Here is an 18,723-nt window from a genome sequence, read left to right on the forward strand (position 1 = left end):
TCAGACCTCAGCGCACCGTCAGCACTGCCCGTTCTTGATCTTGGCCTGCGAGTCCGCGAGGTTCTCGGTCGTGATCGTCAGCGCCTCGACGGGCACGAACCGGTTCTCCGGCTTCTTGTTCTCGCGCAGATAGCCGATCAGCGCCTCGGCGCCGGCGCGGCCGGTGGCGTAGCCGCACAGGCTGATGGTCATGTCCATCGACTTGGCGGCGATCGCGTCGATCGCCGGTGCGCCACCGTCGGTACCGACGATGTAGATGCTATCCATCGGTCGATTACGTTGCTGCACGGCCATGATTCCGCCGAGCGCGATGTCGTCGTTGTCGAAGTACAGCGCATCGACGTCTGGGTTGGAAGTCAACACGTTCTCGGTCGCGGTCAGGCCGGCATCGGAACTGAACTGCCCGGCGTAGGGACCGTCGATGACGGTGATACCGGGGTTGGCCGCGAACACTTCCTTGGCGCCCTGGGACTGCAGCTCGCTGAACGTCAGCCCGCGGATGCCGTGTACGTAGCCGACGGTGCCTTGCCCACCGAGGGCGTCAACGAGATACTGAGCCTTCTGCTTTCCGAGGTCGACGTACTCCTGGCCGACGTGGGCCAGCTGCGAGTCGTGACCGGACTCCTCGATGTCGTTGGCCATCGTGACGACCGGCACGCCATTGCTGGCGGCCTGCTGGATCACGGGGATCAGCGCCGACGGGTTGACCGGCACGATCAGCAGTCCGTTGGGCGAGGTGCTCATCGCGTTCTCGAGCTGGTCGTACTGCAGCTGAGGATTGGTGTCGCCGTAGGTGACGTCGACCGTGGTGTGGCCGTCGGCCTTGGCGACGTCCTGCACGCCGCGGATCATGTCCTGGAAGTAGGGCAGCGTCCGGGAGTACACGTTCATCGCGAGCGTGAGTTCGGTGTCGGCACCGGCCGACCCGCCCGCGTCGCCCGCACCGGAATCGTGTGAACACGCCACCGTCAGCAGCGCAGCTGAGGTCACCGCCGCTGCGGCCTTGGCGAATCTGGCAAGGGTCATTCTGCTTCTCCTCGGTTGGTGGCGGATCGACTCGGTTGTGCGAGTTGCTGATCGGGTGGGGCGGGCTCGAGCGCCGCTGATTGGCGCCGCGACCGCACGAAGCGGCGACGCAGGAAGTCGACGGAAGCCGCGGCGATCAGCACCGCGCCGACGACGACGTTCTTGTAGTCCTCGCTGATGCCGCTGATGTCGAGTCCGTTGCGCAGCACCGCGATCAACAACACACCCCACAGCGTGCGCACGATCGACCCGCGTCCGCCGTTGAGGCTGGTGCCGCCGACGACGACCGCCGCGATCGCTTCGAGCGCCAGCGTGGCGTTGGCGTTGGGCTGGCCGGACTGCACCCGGATCAGCAACGCCAACCCCGCGAGCGCGGATGCGACGCCGGTGATCAGGAACACCAACATCGTGATGCGCTGAATCGAGATGCCGGACAGCCGAGCGGCTTCGGCGTTGCCTCCGACCGCGAGCACGCGGTAGCCGAACACGGTCTGGCGCTGCAGCCACCACAACACGAAGAAAACGACCACCGTCAACCAGACCAGCAGGGGCAGGCCGGCAATCCGCAGCGTGGAAAGTGAGCGGAAGCCCTCGGGCAGCCCGGTGACGACACCACCGTTGGTCAGTGCGAGCGCGATCGCGCCGCAGATGATCATCGTCCCGAGGGTGGCGATGAACGACGGTACCTCCAGGTACGTCACGATCGCGCCGTTGAGCAACCCGAGCACGACGCCGACCGCCAGACACACGGCGATGCCCTGCAACGCTGATCCGGTCTGCACCATCGCCGTCGCACCCAGCACGCTGATCAACGCCGACGCGCTGCCCATCGACAGATCGAGCTGTCCGGCCATGATCACAAACGTCGCGGCGAAGGACACGATCGCCAGGATCGACGCCTGGGTCAGCACATTCGTGATGTTCATGGTGCTCAGGAACGCGTCGTTGGTCGCACCGAGATAGACGATCAACAGCAGCAACACGCCTGGCACGAAAGCGGTGTCGATCCGCTCCCCCAGTGTGCGGTGCGGACGCCGCGGCGACGGCTCCGGTTCGGCCGGCTTCGGTGAAGCGATGTTGTGCGTGAGGGTCACGACCCACCTCCCTGACTGATGGACACCGCGTCCACGTGGACCGGTTGCGGCGCGACGTCGTCGTCACGGATCTGGTCGCCGACCACCAGGGCGGCCAGCTGATGCTCGGTGAGCTCTGATGTCGGAAGCATGCGGGTGAGCGCACCGTGCCGGAACACGCCGACACGGTCCGCCACTGCGAGCACCTCGGTCAGGTCGGTCGAGTAGACCAGCACACCGTTCCCCTGGGCAGCGAATTCGCGTAGCAGGTAATGGATCTGGGAGCGGCCGCCGATGTCGACGCCCTGTGTCGGCTCCTCGACGGCCATGATGCGGACGTCGGAGGCGAGCAGCTTGGCGAGCATGACCTTCTGCTGGTTGCCGCCCGACAGCGTGGCCGCCGGTGCGTGAGGCCCCGCCATCTTGATGCCGAGCCGCTCACGGTAGCGCTGCGCACGGCGGACGAGGTCACGGCGGGCCAGCCAGTACGACCGGCCCACCCGGTTGAAGGAGGCGAGTGAGACGTTGAACGCGCACGACTGATCCACCACCAGGCCCCGGGCCTTGCGGTCCTCGGGGATCAGCCCGATGCCGACCTTCTGCGCGTCACGGACCGACCGGATCGACGCGCCTGCTCCGGCGATTTCGCACTGCCCGCGCAGCGGCACATCACCGCCGGCCATCGCGACCACGGTGGCCGCCCCTGAGCCGAGAAGGCCGGTGACCGCGACGATTTCGCCGGCATGCACGTCGAGGTCGACGGCGGGTCCGTCGTCGACGGTACGCAGGTCCCGCAGCCGCAGCAGCACCTCGTCACGCTTGGTGGAGACGCTGTTCGGCGCCGACCGCTCCGATCGGTCTCCGATCATCATGGTGGCCAGTTGCCGGGTGGTCAGGGCGTCGACCGTCCTGTGGTCGACGCAGGCCCCGTCGCGCAGCACCGTCACCTCGTCGGCCGTCTCCACGATCTCGTCGAGTCGGTGCGACACGAACGCCAACCCCAGTCCTTGACCGCGCAGCGTGCACATCAAATCCAGCACCTGGCGCGCGGCAGCGGGTTCTAGCGCCGCTGTCGGCTCATCGAGGATCAAGAACCGCGGCTCCATCAACATCGCCCGGGCGATCTCGACGAACTTGCGCTCCGCCGCGCCGAGCGTGCCGACCTTCGCGTGCGGATCGAGGTCCACGCCGAGACGGTCGAGCAGCCGGCGCACCCGCTGCCGCCACCGCCGATGGTCCACCGCCCCCAACCGGCGCGGATTCCTGGGCGGCCGGGCAGCGCCCGCGAGCAGGTTGTGTTCGACCGACATCTCGGGGAACAGGTTGTAGTTCTGGTGCACCACCGCGATGCCGGCGGTTTGCGCCGCCTGCGGGGTCGTCCACGACACCTGCTCCCCGTTGAGCACGATCGCGCCGGCGGTCGGCTTCACCGCGCCGGTCAGGACCTTGATCAATGTTGACTTGCCCGAACCGTTCTCGCCGATCAGCGCGTGGATGCTGCCGCCGCGGATATCGAAATCGACGCCGCGCAGCACCACGACACCCGAGTAGTCGTGGGTGGCACCCCGGACTCCGAAGTGCACAGCCGGGTCTGCTGCGGTGACCGGCGCACCGGCCTCGGTGTCCGAGGTGGCCATCTTGGTCATTCCGCGGCCGCTCCGTTGACGCTCGCGCCCACGGTCTCGTACTTGCGGACGTCGTTGACCAGATCCAGGCGCATCTCCCGCGGCCAGTCCAGCTGGGTCTTGGGCAGCTCTCCGCCTTCGAACACGCGCTCGTAGGTCAGTAGCTCCCAGCCGTATTCGTGGGGCAGGTAGTTGTTGCGGATGAACCGCGTGCGGATGTCCTCGGGGAACGTCTGGACGGCGCCGTTCAGGATGACATGGGTGATCTTGCCCGGCGTGTAGAGCACCCGGATGTTCTTGAGCGGATCGCCGTCCACGACGATGATGTCGGCGAGCTTGCCTTCGGCGAGCACGCCCACGTCATCAGGCAGATTCACAGCTGGCGCACCGTGTTTGGTGCCGGCCTGGATGGCCTCGAGCGCCGACATGCCGGTGTAGAGCATCAGCATCTCGAGCTCACGCGCGTGGAACTGGCCGTACGGCACGGTGGCGAACCCCGAGTCGGTTCCCATGGCGAACTTGACGCCGGCGGCGTAGGCGCGGTGCAGGCTGACCATCGTCGCCTCGTTCATCCGGGCAGTGGCGTCCACGATGGACTGCCTGTTCCGGGAGATCTCGGCGAATTCGACGATGTGGTGCATGAACAGCTGTGTCGGCGCCAGCGGGATCTGCGAGGCGGCCAGTTTGGCGATCGTCTCGTCGTTCATGTGGTTGCCGTGCATGATGTGGTCGAAGCCCGCGTCCACGGCGGCGGCCACCTCCGCCGAACCCCGCGCGTGGATGGTGATCTTCTTGCCCAGTTGGTGAGCGAGGTCGGCGCACAGCTTCAGCTCGTCGTTTGTGAACGCCTGGAAGTCGCCGTAGGGGCTGTCGGCGAGTTTGATGAGGTCGACGCCGGCCTTGGCCTGGCGGCGGATCTCGTCGACCATCTCGGCGGTGGTGTTGGTGAGCTTGCCGATGCTCGACTCCGGGTTGCCCGTCGCGTCCGGGAACCAGTCGGTCAGACCGTTGCTGGTGGTGAGATACCTTCCGGCACTGGTCATCCGCGGTCCGTGCACGAGGCCCTGCTTGATACCTTCGCGCAGTCCGACGCCGATGAAGTAGCTTCCGCCGGGTTGCGAGATGCTGGTGACACCGGCGGCGAGCACCTTCTCCACGTTCGCGGCCGCGATCAGCGTCCGCAGCTCGGGCGGGGTGTAGATGCTGATCTCTTCCTCGGTGCGCGCCAACCCGTAGGTCATGTGGCAGTGGATGTCGATCAGGCCGGGCATCACCGTCTTACCGCGGGCGTCGATCACCGACAGCTGCGCGCCGCGAGGGATGTCGGTCTCCCGGTCGACCGCGCCCATCTTGACGATGCGCGCGTTGTGTACCAGCACGGCACAGTTGTCGATCGGCGGGTTGGCATCTCCGTCGATGACGGTGCCGTTCTCGATCAGCAGCCAGGTATCGGTCATGATGTACCTCCAAGTTCGGTGTCGTCGAAGAACGCCATCTCGGCGTCGTCGAAGAACGCGGCCACGACACCGACGAAGGTGTCGGGGTCTTCGAAGTACGGGGCGTGCCCGCATCCGGACATGACCCGCAGTTCCGAGCCCTTGAGCAGTTCGTGGGCCGCGTGCCCCATCGACAGCGGTGTCCACCGGTCGTCTTCACCCCACACGATGAGGATCGGCAGGTCGGGCCGTTCCTTGGTGAGACGCTCGGTCTGCCGGTCCGCGTTGGCTTCCGAGTTGAGGTGTTGCGCCGCTGTCAGCAGCGCATCGCGCGCGCCGTCCGACGAGTTAATCATCGACTCCTCACGCACCCAGGCGTCGCTGACCATCTCGGGATCAGAAACCACGAGGCTGAACTTTCTCCGCACCGCCGCCTCGCTGCCGTCGGCCACGCCCTCGGGGGCGACCATGTTCTCCTCGGGCAGCTCGGAGATCCCCATCGTGCCGATGAGCACCAGACCCGCGACCAGGTCGGGCCGGTCGCACGCGAGCCTGGCCGCGACGTGACCGCCCAGCGATGTTCCGGCGACGATCGCCTCCTTGAGTTGGAGTTCGTCCAGCACCGCGGCGATGAAGTCGGAGAACCCGCGTGCGCGGTAGTCGATGCCGTCACGTTTGTCGGCGAACCCGTGGCCGGGAAAGTCGATCGCGTAGACGTGGAAGCCGGCTTCGACCAGTCCCGGTATCGCCGGGATGAACCGGTCCGCACGGGACCCGACGCCGTGCAGGCACACCAACGGCACTGATCCGCCGTGAGATTCGACGACCCTGGTACGGATTCCGCGGGCGGTCACGGGATAGGAGATCACGTGGTCGCGCCCGTGGTTGAAAGGCAGCGTGCGCCGGTCGACGAACATCATGCGTCCTTGGACCGCGCGATCGCCTCGATCTCGACGACGAACTCCTCGTGCACCAGACCCGCGACGATCAGCAGCGTGTTGGGCGGGTAGACGCCTTCGGGATAGATCTCGGCGAACACCTTCTTGCGTTCGGACATGAACGGCGGAATGGTCTCCCTGCCGACCAGGTACGTGGTGAACTTGATGACGTCGGAGAACCCGAGTCCCGCGGCGGCGAGTGCCTTGCCGACGTTGGCGAACGCGCCGCGCACCTGCTCCTCGGGGGACGTTCCGTCGGTGCCGAACTGCCCCGCGACGGCGACCACGCCATCGGTGACCGCCACCGGCGAATAGTCGCCGAACAGCGAAAGTCCTTCAACTTCAGGCATATAACGTACAGTCATGTGTCGTCCCTCTCGTTTCGTGTTCACTCGGTCAGCGTCGGCGCAACGTGCTCGACGGTCGATCTGAGGTGTTGGCGGATCGCGGCCTCCATCGCGTCGGGATCGGCGGCACGCAGCGCGTCGAGCATCTCCTGGTGCTCGTGCACCGCCCCGATCGCAGGTGGTTTGCTGGACACCAGGATTCGGACGTAGAACTTGGCACGCGCGGCCAGCACACCGATCAGCGTGACGAGTTCGACGTTGGCGCACGGCGCGTATACCGCCGCATGGAACTGCTGGTTGAGTTGGGCCCATTCGACGGGGTCGTCGACCTGGGCCATCCGGTGATTGATCGCGGCGATCTCGTCGATGTGGCTGGTGTCGGCGAGCGAGGCAACCTTGCGGCCCGCGTACACCTCCAGCAGCTCGCGGATTTCGTACAGATCGAGCAGCTGCTGCACCGTCGGTTTGGTCACCACCGCGCCGCGGCGCGGGTCCAGTGTGATGAGTCCCTCGCTGGCGAGCCCGTGCAACGCCTCACGCAGCGGGGTCCTGCTCACCTGCAGACGGGCGGCCAGCTCGTCTTGTCGCAGTGGCCTGTCGATGTCGACGCCGCCGCTGATGATCAGGTCGCGCAGTGCGTCGCGCACCGCATCACGCACTGTGCTGCGTGCGATCGGCGCGATCCCGGCCACCCCGCCGGCTGGAGCGTCTGCATTGGTCGTCATGGATTCCCCGCGGCGCCAACGGTGTTCACCAAGGTGCCCAACCCGGTGATCGTCATCTCGATGACGTCCCCGGCGCGCAGGAAGCGCGGCGGGTCGAAGCCGATGCCGACTCCTGGTGGCGTACCGGTGGCGATGATGTCGCCGGGCACCAGGGTCATCCCGGCGCTGATCGTTGCGATCAGCTCGGGGATGTCGAAGATCAGGTCGACAGTCTTGGCGCTCTGCCGCAGTTCACCGTTGATCCGCGTCTCGATCAGCATGTCGCGGTAGTCGACCTCGTCGGCGGTGACAGCGAACGGCCCCATCGGGCACAACCCGTCCTTGGACTTGCCGAGGAACCATTGCCGGTGGGCGTGCTGGATGTCGCGGGCGGTGACGTCGTTGATGATGGTGTAGCCCCACACGTGCGACATCGCGTCGTCGGGACTGATGTCCCTGCCTTCACGTCCGATGATCACCGCGAGTTCCGCTTCGTAGTCGAGTGACTGGGTCAGCTCGTCGTGCGCGGGGATCTCCTGCTCGGGACCGATGACCGTCGTCGGCGCCTTGGTGAAAACGACAGGGCGGTCGGGGATTCCCTTGCCCGCCGTGGCGTTGAAGCCGGATTTGTCGAATTCGATCGAGTGCTCCACGTAGTTCTGTCCGACGCAGATGATGTTGCGCCGCGGCACCGGGATCGGGGCGACGAGCTCGACCGAGTCCAGCGGAACCTCGGTGCCGGTCGTGATGGCCTCGCGTCCGCCGCCGATGTGTTGCAGCAGTCCCGTGGGTTGTCCGGCCCAGTCGACAGAGTCACCTCCGTCCAGCGGAACCACAGCAGCGCCGCGTACGACGCCGGCGACGATGCCGGTCGGACCGAGGAACGACGCGAACTTCACCTGAAGGCCTCCTGAATATGTTGTGGAAAAGCAACTTTGATCGACATCAGAGCCGGACCGGGTCGGTCCTGGCGCCCGCGGGTACCGTGCGTGCGCCTTTGTTGAGTCCGTTCTGGAAGACCTTGGTGCCCGACACCGCGCGCAGCATCCGGGCGCGCACCGGGTCGAGCCGCTCGGGGAACTTGGAAACCACGAAGCCGTAGAGATACGACCACCATTGGACGTGGTCGGACAGCGCCCGGCACTCCTTCTCCCAGCGCCGTAGCGCGGTGGGGATGTCGGATTCGTCCTCGAGGACCATCGCCAGTGCCATGGCGTTGATGAACGCGGTGTTGGCGGCCTGCCCGAGATTCGGAGGCATCGCGTGTGCTGCGTCGCCGATGATCGCGGCGTGCCCCTGCGACCAGTGCCGGCAGCGCACGTTGACCAGCCGGTCCCATCGACTGGCTTCCGCGAACCGTTCGACGAGATGGGCCGCGCTGGGGAACGCCGCGCTCCACAGGTCTCGGTCGACGGGCATGGCGCTGGCCCGCTTGTCGTCGACGGGGGCGCTCAGGAAGATGTAGTCCTGGCCTTCAGTGCAGGGGTTGTAGAGCAGCCGCCGCCGGCCGTGCCAGTACTCGATGATCGTGTCGTCCGGATCGTCGTCCTTGCGGTCGATCATCATCCGGATGCCGGCCTCGACGCCGTAGTCCACCCACCCTGTCGCCAGAATCGATTCGCGCAGACGGGAATACGCACCGTCGGCGGCGACGACGAGGTCGGCCTTCAACTCGGTGCCGTCCAGCATCTGCAGGACGCCGTCTCCGGTGACGCTGACCGCGGTCGACGATGTCTGGATGTCGACACCGAAGTGCTCGGCCTGCGTGATGAGCGCTTCGTAGAGGTCGGCCCGCGGCGGCAACAGCAGGCGATCACTGGCAGTGGTGTAGCGCGACATCAAGGGGCGTCCGTTGTGGTCGGCGATGCGCCATTCGGCGATCGTCCGAGCGCGCGCGACCGCCTGGTCGTAGGCGCCCACGACCTCCAGCGCGCGCAGTCCGCTTTCCCAGATCCAGATTCCGGCGCCGAACATGCGGAGGTCGGGGTTGCGCTCATGCAGCCGCACCTGCCATCCGAGCTGAGCCAATCTGGTCGCCAGGAGCAGTCCTGACAAGCCCGCACCAGCGATTTCCGCAGTTCGTCGCATGCTTCTCCTGCCGTCGAGCTGTCGTTCGGATCCTGGATCCAGGATTCCGGACCCGGGATCCTGCGAGCGTAAGTCGACTTAATTGACTCCGCAACAGGAACGGCGAAATTGGTTGTTACGTTTTTGTTGACTGCGAAATTCGCGGTGAGTTAAGCGGTTTCGCCTCGCCTGATCCCGCGAGCGCCAGGAAAGGGTCAGCGCACCGGCGTGACCAACGCACCCGACGACAGGAACGACGCGACGTTGCGCAACGTCAGCTCCGCCATCGCCGCGCGGGTCTGCGTCGTGGCGCTGCCGACGTGGGGCAGCAGCACGACGTTGTCGAGCGCGAACAGCGCTTCGGGCACGTTCGGCTCATCGGCGTAGACGTCCAGACCCGCGCCGGCGAGCCGCCTCTCCGTCAGCGCGGCCACCAACTCGGCCTCGTCGACCACGCTGCCGCGCGCGATGTTGATGAGATACCCGTCGGGGCCCAGCGCGTCGAGCACGGCACGATCGACCAACCCGCGACTGGAATCACCGCCGGCCGCCGCGACCACGAGCACGTCCGCGTTCCGTGCCAGCTCCTCCGGCGACGACGCATACTCGTACGGTACGTCGACCCGGTGTCGATTGTGGTAGCTGATCGTGCAGCCGAATGCGCTGAGCCGCAACGCGATCGCGCGACCTATCCGCCCCAGCCCGAGGATGCCGACCCGCGATCCGCTCACCTCGCGGGTCAGCGGGAACATCTTGTCCACCGGCCACCGGCCGGCCCGCACGAACCGGTCCGCCGCCGAGAACCCGCGCAACGTGTCGAGCAGCAACCCGACCGCGGTGTCGGCCACCGCGTCGTTGAGCACCTCGGGGGTGTTGCTGACCCCGATCCCCCGCGCGAACGCCGCGTCGACGTCGACCGTGTCGTATCCGACGCCGAAGTTCACGATCGCGCCGAGGTTGGGCAGCGCATCGATCAGTGCGGCGTCGACCACCGCGGAGCCCGACGTCACGACGACAGTGATGTCGCCGCCGTGCGTCGCCAGGAATTCGGCCGGCTCATCGGGCAGGACGTAGGCGTCGTAGTCGTCGCGCAGGCCCTGCGCCACCGCGGGCATCAGCGGGCCGACCTGCAGGACCTGGGAAGTACTCATAGCCGCCACGATGGCGACCCGAGGCCGCGGTGTCCAGCGAGAACCGCGCTGTTTGAAGGTAGCCGGTACCGCCTTCTGCAACCACCCGGAGCCCAACTGCCTGACGCTGTCGTCATTTTCGCGTAGCGTGAGGTCGTGGCCGAGATCGACCGCAGCCGCACCCTCGCGGCAACCCCGACACAGATCTGGACCGTGCTGTCCGATTTCGGTGCGCTCAGCGCCTGGGTCGACAAGGTCGACCACTCGTGCATCCTCGAGCGTGGCCCCGACGGCGAGATGGTCGGCACGACTCGTCGCGTGCAGATGGGCCGCAACACCGTCGTCGAACGCGTCACCGAGTGCGACCCGCAGTACGTGCTGGCCTACGCCATCGAGGGGCTGCCGAAATTTCTGGGCCGGCTCGGCAACCGCTGGACCCTCGAAGCCACCAGCGCCGGCGACACCGTCGTCACGATCACCAGCAGCGCGCGCATCGGCGCAGGCAAAACCCAGCAACTCGTCGAGCGGTTGGCGTGCCGGCTGGTGGCCCGCGAGTCCGACGGCATGCTCGCCGGGCTGGCCCAGCGATTGGAGAACACCCGTGACTGACCGGCCCGACATCGTCATCGTGATGACCGACGAAGAGCGTGCGACCCCGCCGTACGAGGCGCCCGAGGTGCTGGCCTGGCGCGACTACACGCTGACCGGCCGCAAGTGGTTCGACGATCACGGCGTCAGCTTCCAACGGCACTACACCGGGTCACTTGCCTGCGTGCCCAGCCGCCCGACGATCTTCACCGGCCACTACCCCGACCTGCACGGCGTGACGCAGACCGACGGCATCGGCAAGTCCGCCGACGACTCCCGCATGCGCTGGCTGCGCGCAGGCGAGGTGCCGACGCTGGGCAACTGGTTCCGCGCGGCCGGATACGACACCCACTACGACGGCAAGTGGCACATCTCGCACGCCGATCTCACCGACCCCGGCACCGGCGCTCCGCTGGCGACCAACGACGACGACGGCGTCGTCGACCCCGCCGCCGTGCAGCAGTACCTCGACGCTGATCCGCTTGCCCCGTACGGGTTTTCGGGCTGGGTCGGCCCCGAACCGCACGGCGCGCTGCTGGCCAACGCGGGTGTGCGGCGCGACCGCCTGATCGCCGACCGGGTGGTCGCGTGGCTGACCGACCGCTATCAGCGCCGCCAAGCCGGCGACCCCGACGCTCTGCGCCCGTTCCTGCTCGTCGCCAGCTTCGTCAATCCGCACGACATTGTGCTCTTCCCGGCCTGGCAACGCCGCAGCCCGGTGCGGCCCTCGCCGCTGGATCCGCCGCACGTGCCGCCGGCGCCGACGGCCGACGAGGATCTGTCTGACAAACCCGCCGCGCAGATCGCGTTCCGCGAGGCCTATTACTCCGGCTACGGCCCGGCCCCGGCGATCGACCGCACCTACACCCGCAAGGCCCAGCAGTACCGCGACCTGTACTACCGGCTGCACGCTGAGGTCGACGGGCCGATCGACCGGGTGCGGCGCGCGGTCACCGACGGCTCGACGGACGCGGTGCTGGTGCGCACGGCCGACCACGGCGATCTGCTCGGCGCGCACGGCGGCCTGCACCAGAAGTGGTTCAACCTCTACGACGAGGCCACCCGCGTGCCGTTCGTCGTCGCCCGCGTCGGCGCCCACCAGACCGAGCCGCGCACCGTGACCGCGCCGACCAGCCACGTCGACATCGTGCCCACGCTGCTCGGCGCTGCCGGCATCGACGTCGACGCCACGGCGGCCAGACTGGCCGAAACCTTCACCGAGGTGCACGAGCTGCCGGGCCGCAACCTGATGCCGGTGGTCGACGGGGCACCGGCCGACGAGTCGCGCGCGGTCTACCTGATGACCCGCGACAACGTGCTCGAAGGTGACACCGGAGCCTCCGGACTGGCACGCAAGCTCAAGCGGTCGACGAATCCGCCTGCGCCGCTGCGGATCCGGATACCCGCGCACGTGGCGTCGAACTTCGAGGGGTTGGTGACGCAGGTCGACGGGCAGCTGTGGAAGCTGGTCCGCACCTTCGACGATCCGGCGACGTGGACCGAACCCGGGGTTCGTCACCACGCGGCGAACGGTATCGGCGGCGACGCCTACCGCTCGACGCCGCTCGACGACCAGTGGGAGCTCTACAACCTGACCGCCGACCCGGCCGAGAGCACCAACCGCTGGGTCGATCCGGATCTGCACGAGCTGCGTCAACACCTGCGCACGCAGCTCAAGCAGGTGCGGGCGGCCTCGGTGCCCGAGCGCCACCAGCCGTGGCCGTACGTCACGCGCCGGTCACAAGTGTGACCGTTTTCCGAATCTCCGTGCCCAATCACGTTTTGCCGCCACGCTGACGGCTACAGTCGGCACGTCCGGTCAACCCGCTTCAGCCGAAGCCAGGGCGAACCGGAGGCTCGGAGGGGCGATGTGAGCCGATTTACCGAGACGATGTACAGCAATGCCCAGTGGAGCACCCACGGCATGATCACCGGCGAACCGGTCGCACCCGTGCGGCACACCTGGGCCGAAATCCACGAACGCGCCCGCCGGGTCGCGGGCGGCTTGGCGGCCGCCGGGGTCGGACATGGTGACGCCGTCGCGGTGCTGGCCGGCCTGCCCGTCGAGATCGCGCCTGTGGCACAGGGTGTTTGGATGCGCGGCGCCAGCCTGACGATGCTGCACCAGCCCACGCCGCGCACCGACCTGGTGCGGTGGGCAGTCGACACGGCCGCGGTCATCGACATGATCGAGGCGAGCACCGTCGTCGTCTCCGACCCGTTCATGGCCGCCGTACCCGCGTTGTCCGGCCTCGGGTACTCGGTGGTCACCGCTGAACACCTGCTGGCCAGCGCCCCCTGCGACCCGCTGCGGTCCGATGATGACGACGTCGCGCTGCTGCAACTGACCTCGGGTTCGACGGGCAGCCCCAAGGCTGTCCAGATCACGCACGCCAACATCGTGGCCAATGCCGAGGCGATGACCGTCGGCTGCGATTTCGATCTGGACACCGACGTGATCGTGAGCTGGCTGCCGTGTTTCCACGACATGGGCATGACCGGCTACCTGACGGTCCCGATGTACTTCGGCGCTGAACTGGTCAAAGTGACGCCGATGGACTTCCTCAGCGATATCTTGTTGTGGCCCAGGCTGATCGACAAGTACCGCGGCACCATGACGGCCGCGCCGAACTTCGCCTACAACCTGCTCGCGAGCCGGCTTCGTCGACAGGCGACGCCCGGCGACTACGACCTGTCGTCGCTGCGATGGGCGCTGTCGGGGGCCGAGCAGGTCGACCCGCGCGACGTCGAGGCGCTGTGTGAGGCGGGCGTACCGTTCGGGTTGCGGCCCGAGGCGATCGTCGCCGCCTACGGGATGGCGGAGACGACGGTCGCCGTCTCGTTCTCCGAATGCGGGCGCGGTGTGCTCGTCGACGAGGTGGACGCCGATCTGCTCGCGCTGTTGCACCGCGCGGTGCCGTCGACCAAGGGCCGCACCCGGCGGCTCGCCACGCTCGGGCAGCCGCTGGAGAACCTGCAGGTGCGCATCATCGGCGACGACGGCGCCGAACTGCTGTCGCGGGGCGTCGGCGTGATCGAGGTCCGCGGTGACGCGGTCACCAGGGGATACACCACGACCGCCGGGTTCATCGCCGCCCAGGACGGCCAGGGCTGGTACGACACCGGCGACCTCGGCTACCTCACCGAGACGGGCAAGGTGGTGGTGTGCGGACGACTCAAAGACGTGATCATCATGGCCGGCCGCAACATCTACCCCGCCGACATCGAACGCGCCGCCGGCCGCGTGCCCGGAGTGCGGCCGGGGTGCGCCGTCGCGGTGCGGCTCGACGCCGGCCAATCGCGCGAGACGTTCGCCGTCGCCGTCGAGTGCACGGACCACGCCGACCAAGACGCGGTCCGCCGAGTCGAGCGCCAGGTCGCGCACGAGGTGTTCGCCGAGGTCGACGTCCGGCCCCGCAATGTGGTGGTCCTCGCGCCGGGAACGATCCCGAAGACACCGTCCGGCAAGCTGCGACGCGCCCACGCGTTGTCGCTGGTGAACTAGCGGTCGGCGAACTTGCGCTCGGACGCTGTCTCGGGGGCATCGTCGCTGGTCGCGGACAGGAATTGATCCGGAAGGGCGAGCTTGAGGATCGTCCGCATCGTCAGCAGGTACTGACGCGGCAGCGGGCCGGTGGTGTACGGCAGGTCGTACTTGTCGCAGATCGCCCGCACACGCACGGCAATCTGCGCGTACCGGTTGCTGGGCAGGTCCGGGAAGAGGTGATGCTCGATCTGGTAGCACAGGTTGCCGGTCGAGAACGCCAGCACCGGGCCCGCGGTGAAGTTGGCCGCGCCCAGCATCTGGCGCAGGTACCACTCGGGGCGGGTCTCCTCGTCGAGCACGTCGGCGGTGAATTTCTCGGCGCCGTCGGGAAAATGGCCGCAGAAGATCACCACGTACGTCCACAGGTTGCGCAGCAGGTTCGCGGCGACGTTGGCGCCCAACGTCCGGCGCCACCGCCGTCCGCTCAACGCGGGCGCCACCGCGTAGTCCTTGACCGCCTGGCGGGTGATCTTGCGGATCAGCCGCGTCCGCTCCCGCGTGACGCGCTGGGTGTCGCCTTCGGCCCGGTCGCGTTCGGCGTGCACGCCGTGTAGCGCGATGCCCCACTCGAAGATCAAGGCCAGCAACGCGTTTCGCAGCGGCTGCAGCAGATGGACCGGCTGCCAGGGCACGTCACGTGAGATCCGCATGATGCCGAAACCCAGGTCGTCGTCGACGCCGACCACATTGCTGAACACGTGGTGGCGGTAGTTGTGCGAGTACCGCCACTGCGACGACGCCGCGACCATGTCCCACTCCCACGTATTGGAGTGGATCTCGGGGTCGTTCATCCAGTCCCATTGACCGTGGCCGACGTTGTGGCCGATCTCCATGTTCTCGACGCTCTTCGCGTACGCCAGCGTCGCAGTGCCCAGCAGCCACCCCGCCCTCGACCGGGTGCCGGCGATCAGCAGCCGCCCCGCGACCTCGAGTAAGCGCTGGACGACGATCGTGCGCCGGATGTAGGCGGCGTCCTTCTCCCCCAGCGACTCTTCGATGTCGCTGCGGATCGCGTCCAACTCGGTGCCCAGCGCCTCGATGTCGGCATCACTGAGGTGCGTGTAGGCGGCGATATCGCTGATTGCCAAGAATTTTCCGTTCGCGCGGGTGGTGCAGGTCGGAACTCGCGGTGACGGCCGAAGAACGCGGACGACGGCAACGCGTCGAAAGTAATTCCAGCCTAGAGAAGCCGTCGGCGGGTGTCGATGCCATGGACTCAGCCGATCGACACGAGATCGTCGATGGAATCGCCGGGCAGGTCACCGTCGACGACCGCGGTCACCAGCAGCTTGTCCAGCGAGATGGTGCCGCCGTGGTTGGTCAGGAAGGCGGTGTCGGCCGCATCGCGGCCGGTGGCGATGCGCACCAGCGACGACCGCGGAGCCAGCAGGGTGCCGTCGACCACCCGCCAGTGGCCCTCGATGAACGCCTCGACCACCGCGTGGAAGTCCATCGGATACAGGCCCGGCGCGTAGACCGAGACCATCCTCGCCGGCACGTTGACCGCGCGCAGCAGCGCGACCACCAGATGGGCGAAGTCGCGGCACACCCCGGCGCCGGAGAGCAGGGTGTCGACCGCGCCGTCGATCGGGTCGCTGGAACCGGGCACGTAGTTGAGCCGGGTGCCGACCCAGGAGGAAACCCGCTCGAGCAGCGTCGCCGAATCGGCGTAGCTGCCGAATTCGGTTGCGGCGAAACCATAGAACTTGTCCGCCTCGGCGTAGCGGCTGGGTCGCCGGTAGGCGAGCAGGTCGTACGCGGTGACCGGCGGCGGTGCGGTCCGGCCCTCGATCGCTGCGCTGTACTGCACCGCCAACGTGCCCGTGGCCGCCGGCATCGTGTGGACGCGGGTGCCGTGCGGCCCGCTGATCTCCTCCGGCTCAATCGGCTCACCGTCCAGGACGAACGACAACCGCTCGGTCACCTCGGTGCCCGGATGCGGCGCGACCGCGATCTGGAATTCCAGCAGGGTCGGTTCGGTGATCTCCACCTGCAACTCGACGCCGACCTCCCGCCTCATGAGTAAAACGTCAGGCGCCGGTCGAGAGCAGTGCGTCGACGGTCGAGGTGTTGTCGGCGGAGGCCGCAGCCATCGAGATGGTGTGGGCGAGATCGGCCTCGGTGCGCGACGGCACCACCAGCAGGACCAGTCGATTTCCGCGCCCGTCGAGGACGCCGATCGTGTTGGCCGGTTGCCGCTGATAGCCGTCGAGTTTGACGAATCGGTCGTTGACCAGCATCTTGCGCGGCGCTTCCGCCCATTCGCCGAGGTGGTAGGTCACTCGGGCCACGCCCCCGAGGCGAACCGCAAGAACGCTCACCAGATCGGGGAGTTCGTGCGGCAGATCGTCGCTGTGCGGCCACCAGGCGCCGTCGACGTAGCCGCTGGCCGGAGCCTTCCGCTTGAGCCGAAGCCGCGGGCTGTTGTCGGGCCCGTCGTGCGGCCCGTCGTGGCGCCTCGAGTCAGTGGAAGTTTCTTGTCGTGCCATGGGGTTGATCCCGCCTGAGCCGACGCGCGGCTCATCTATCGAATCGGCGACGACACGATCTCAACCTTCGTATGCGAGGAATCGCCGATACCTACAGCCTACGGCACCGGTCAACCGTTCCCCGACCGTCGCGGTTTCCGTTGGCGCACTATGCATTTGGGCGCTCAAACGAAAAGTGGGCCGGTGGGATAACCCACCAGCCCACAATGTTCGATCTGACTAGACGGCGCTTACGCCGACTGCCTGAGGTCCTTTGGCGCCCTGTTCGATCGTGAACTCGACGCGCTGGTTCTCCTCCAACGACCGGAAGCCGTTACCTTGGATTTCCGAGTAGTGGACGAACACATCCTTGTCGCCGCCGTCGGGGGCGATGAAGCCGAAGCCTTTTTCGCCGTTGAACCACTTCACAGTTCCCTGTGCCATACTTTTCCAACTTCTTTCATCGTGATGGATGTAGAAGAACATCCAGGTAGAGGCTAGCACGGCCGACGGAAAACGCGGGTGTAGTGTCAGCAGGGAACCGTTTCGTCTGTCGACGTGGTCCACCCCGTGCGGTGTTGAACATGATCAATCTGCGATCCGATTCGTCGATTACAAACGAAGGATTGCAGTGAATCAGGCGACTCAGCGGCGCAGCGCCAGCCCGATCCGGCTCACCATGGTCAACGCTCCCGGCGAGGGTCTCGACGGCGCCTGGTGGCCCCGCACCCCTTCTATCGCGCGTGAGTTGCCCCAACTGATCGACGCGCTGCGCGCCTCGCTGGGGCAGATCGTCGACCTCAACGTCAACTGGTCCTCGGCCAATGCCGTTCCCGATCTCGACATGCTCACCCGCCGCGGCATCGGCGCCCTTCCCGGCTGGAAGGACCGCCCCCAGCGGGTGATGTGCGTGACCGGCGAGACGGCGAAGGCGAAACTGTTGGTGGTCCCCTGCCACACCACGCCGGCGCTGGCGGTCATGGTGCTTCGGCACGCGGCAGGCCTCCCTGTCGACAGCAAGCATTACGACTCGGCGCGGTATCTGGCCGCGTTCGACATCGTCGAGGCCGCTCGCACCGTGTGCGCGCAGCAGGCGACCTGAGCGCTGTTACGCGCACATTTCCGCGGTGAGCGCTTTCTAACGCAGACGTAGTCCATCGCTAACCACCCGGACATCGTCCAGGCCTGTAATCGGTAGAGCCGAACTTCACTCGGCCCGCGACCTGCTACCGAATCCTGGAGATCTCCATGCCATTTGACGCCGCCATCGACGAGAACATCAAGACCTCGCTCGCCGAGATCCCCCACCCCGCGCTGCCCAAAGGGTCGAACATCTACGGCGGCACCAAGATTTTCCCCGACTACAAGGCCGAGGACGGCGAGACCTACTTCACCCTCGTGCACGGCATCGCCCACGAGTCGTCGGTGAGCTTCGTCGCGGTGCTGCAGGCGACCCGCGCCCTGCGCAAGGGCTTCGAATCGGCCATCTACTTCTACGGCCCCGGCGCCATCAACTGCCTTGCCACCCGCGGCTTTCCGAAGACCGGCGACTCCGGGTTCCCGGGCGAGCAGAACATCAACGACGCACTCGAGACCTTCATCGGCGAGGGTGGCACCGTGTTCTGCTGCCGCTTCGGCCTGGCTCTGCACGGTGGCCGCGAGGAGGACCTCATCGCCGGGGTGATCCCCGCCCACCCGCTCGACGTGCAGGACGCGATCATCCACTACGCCCGCAAGGGCGCGATCATCAACTCCACCTACATGGTCTGAAAGC

At 67.1% G+C, this 18,723-nt stretch carries 19 protein-coding genes; 5 read left to right on the plus strand and 14 right to left on the minus strand.

The window, feature by feature from the left end; translation table 11 throughout:
* Positions 1-18 precede the first annotated feature (18 nt).
* The 10 genes from BLW81_RS00795 to BLW81_RS00840 all read right to left on the minus strand — a co-directional run bounded on the left by BLW81_RS00795 (position 19) and on the right by BLW81_RS00840 (position 10,367).
* Positions 19-1,026, minus strand: a complete 1,008-nt coding sequence (locus BLW81_RS00795) for a sugar ABC transporter substrate-binding protein (RefSeq protein WP_083405535.1) — start codon at positions 1,024-1,026, stop codon at positions 19-21.
* On the minus strand, positions 1,023-2,120 hold the full coding sequence (locus BLW81_RS00800) for an ABC transporter permease (protein ID WP_083405536.1): 1,098 nt from the start codon (positions 2,118-2,120) through the stop codon (positions 1,023-1,025). The genes BLW81_RS00795 and BLW81_RS00800 overlap by 4 nt, the downstream gene beginning before the upstream one ends.
* On the minus strand, positions 2,117-3,745 hold the full coding sequence (locus BLW81_RS00805) for a sugar ABC transporter ATP-binding protein (RefSeq protein ID WP_083405537.1): 1,629 nt from the start codon (positions 3,743-3,745) through the stop codon (positions 2,117-2,119). The genes BLW81_RS00800 and BLW81_RS00805 overlap by 4 nt, the downstream gene beginning before the upstream one ends.
* Entirely contained in the window at positions 3,742-5,181 is a 1,440-nt protein-coding gene (locus BLW81_RS00810) for an amidohydrolase family protein (RefSeq protein ID WP_083405538.1), read from the minus strand. The genes BLW81_RS00805 and BLW81_RS00810 overlap by 4 nt, the downstream gene beginning before the upstream one ends.
* Positions 5,178-6,080, minus strand: coding sequence for an alpha/beta fold hydrolase (locus BLW81_RS00815; protein ID WP_083405539.1), 903 nt, complete (start codon positions 6,078-6,080; stop codon positions 5,178-5,180). Before BLW81_RS00815 ends, BLW81_RS00810 begins: the two co-directional genes overlap by 4 nt.
* On the minus strand, positions 6,077-6,448 hold the full coding sequence (locus tag BLW81_RS00820; RefSeq protein ID WP_157897529.1) for a RidA family protein: 372 nt from the start codon (positions 6,446-6,448) through the stop codon (positions 6,077-6,079). Before BLW81_RS00820 ends, BLW81_RS00815 begins: the two co-directional genes overlap by 4 nt.
* A 38-nt stretch (positions 6,449-6,486) precedes the next feature.
* Entirely contained in the window at positions 6,487-7,170 is a 684-nt protein-coding gene (locus tag BLW81_RS00825; protein ID WP_083405541.1) for a GntR family transcriptional regulator, read from the minus strand.
* The gene (locus BLW81_RS00830) at positions 7,167-8,048 is read right to left on the minus strand and encodes a fumarylacetoacetate hydrolase family protein (RefSeq protein ID WP_083405542.1); all 882 of its coding nucleotides are present in this window, start codon (positions 8,046-8,048) and stop codon (positions 7,167-7,169) included. Before BLW81_RS00830 ends, BLW81_RS00825 begins: the two co-directional genes overlap by 4 nt.
* A 46-nt stretch (positions 8,049-8,094) precedes the next feature.
* Entirely contained in the window at positions 8,095-9,237 is a 1,143-nt protein-coding gene (locus BLW81_RS00835) for an FAD-dependent oxidoreductase (protein WP_083405543.1), read from the minus strand.
* A 194-nt stretch (positions 9,238-9,431) separates the two neighbouring features.
* Positions 9,432-10,367: a 2-hydroxyacid dehydrogenase gene (locus BLW81_RS00840; protein ID WP_083405544.1), complete on the minus strand. Its 936-nt coding sequence runs from the start codon at positions 10,365-10,367 to the stop codon at positions 9,432-9,434.
* 135 nt (positions 10,368-10,502) lie between these two features.
* On the opposite strand from BLW81_RS00840, the gene BLW81_RS00845 reads away from it, so the two are divergent.
* The 3 genes from BLW81_RS00845 (at position 10,503) to BLW81_RS00855 (ending at position 14,439) form a co-directional block, all read left to right on the plus strand.
* Positions 10,503-10,955 (plus strand): SRPBCC family protein, encoded by a 453-nt coding sequence (locus BLW81_RS00845; RefSeq protein ID WP_083405545.1) that lies wholly within the window; start codon positions 10,503-10,505, stop codon positions 10,953-10,955.
* Positions 10,948-12,684, plus strand: coding sequence for a sulfatase-like hydrolase/transferase (locus BLW81_RS00850; RefSeq protein WP_083405546.1), 1,737 nt, complete (start codon positions 10,948-10,950; stop codon positions 12,682-12,684). The genes BLW81_RS00845 and BLW81_RS00850 overlap by 8 nt, the downstream gene beginning before the upstream one ends.
* Positions 12,685-12,804: 120 nt before the next feature.
* Positions 12,805-14,439 carry a fatty acyl-AMP ligase gene (locus BLW81_RS00855; protein WP_083405547.1) on the plus strand — a complete coding sequence of 545 codons (1,635 nt, stop codon included), beginning with the start codon at positions 12,805-12,807 and terminating at the stop codon, positions 14,437-14,439.
* Here BLW81_RS00855 and BLW81_RS00860 read toward each other — a convergent pair.
* The 4 genes from BLW81_RS00860 to BLW81_RS00875 all read right to left on the minus strand — a co-directional run bounded on the left by BLW81_RS00860 (position 14,436) and on the right by BLW81_RS00875 (position 17,393).
* Positions 14,436-15,569, minus strand: coding sequence for a fatty acid desaturase family protein (locus BLW81_RS00860; protein WP_083405548.1), 1,134 nt, complete (start codon positions 15,567-15,569; stop codon positions 14,436-14,438). The two genes, BLW81_RS00855 and BLW81_RS00860, sit on opposite strands and share 4 nt — an antisense overlap.
* Positions 15,570-15,697: 128 nt before the next feature.
* On the minus strand, positions 15,698-16,501 hold the full coding sequence (locus BLW81_RS00865) for a transglutaminase-like domain-containing protein (RefSeq protein ID WP_083405549.1): 804 nt from the start codon (positions 16,499-16,501) through the stop codon (positions 15,698-15,700).
* A 10-nt stretch (positions 16,502-16,511) separates the two neighbouring features.
* Entirely contained in the window at positions 16,512-16,970 is a 459-nt protein-coding gene (locus BLW81_RS00870; RefSeq protein WP_083405550.1) for a DUF5994 family protein, read from the minus strand.
* A gap of 219 nt (positions 16,971-17,189) precedes the next feature.
* A complete protein-coding gene (locus tag BLW81_RS00875; protein WP_083405551.1) occupies positions 17,190-17,393 on the minus strand; it encodes a cold-shock protein in 204 nt (67 codons plus the stop codon).
* 187 nt (positions 17,394-17,580) lie between these two features.
* Here BLW81_RS00875 and BLW81_RS00880 point away from each other — a divergent pair, with 187 nt between their 5' ends.
* Positions 17,581-18,051, plus strand: a complete 471-nt coding sequence (locus BLW81_RS00880; protein ID WP_083405552.1) for a DUF5994 family protein — start codon at positions 17,581-17,583, stop codon at positions 18,049-18,051.
* A 146-nt stretch (positions 18,052-18,197) separates the two neighbouring features.
* On the plus strand, positions 18,198-18,719 hold the full coding sequence (locus BLW81_RS00885; protein ID WP_083405553.1) for an MSMEG_0572/Sll0783 family nitrogen starvation response protein: 522 nt from the start codon (positions 18,198-18,200) through the stop codon (positions 18,717-18,719).
* Positions 18,720-18,723: the final 4 nt, after the last annotated feature.

The sequence above is a fragment of the Mycolicibacterium rutilum genome (assembly GCF_900108565.1).
GTDB classification, from domain to species: domain Bacteria; phylum Actinomycetota; class Actinomycetes; order Mycobacteriales; family Mycobacteriaceae; genus Mycobacterium; species Mycobacterium rutilum.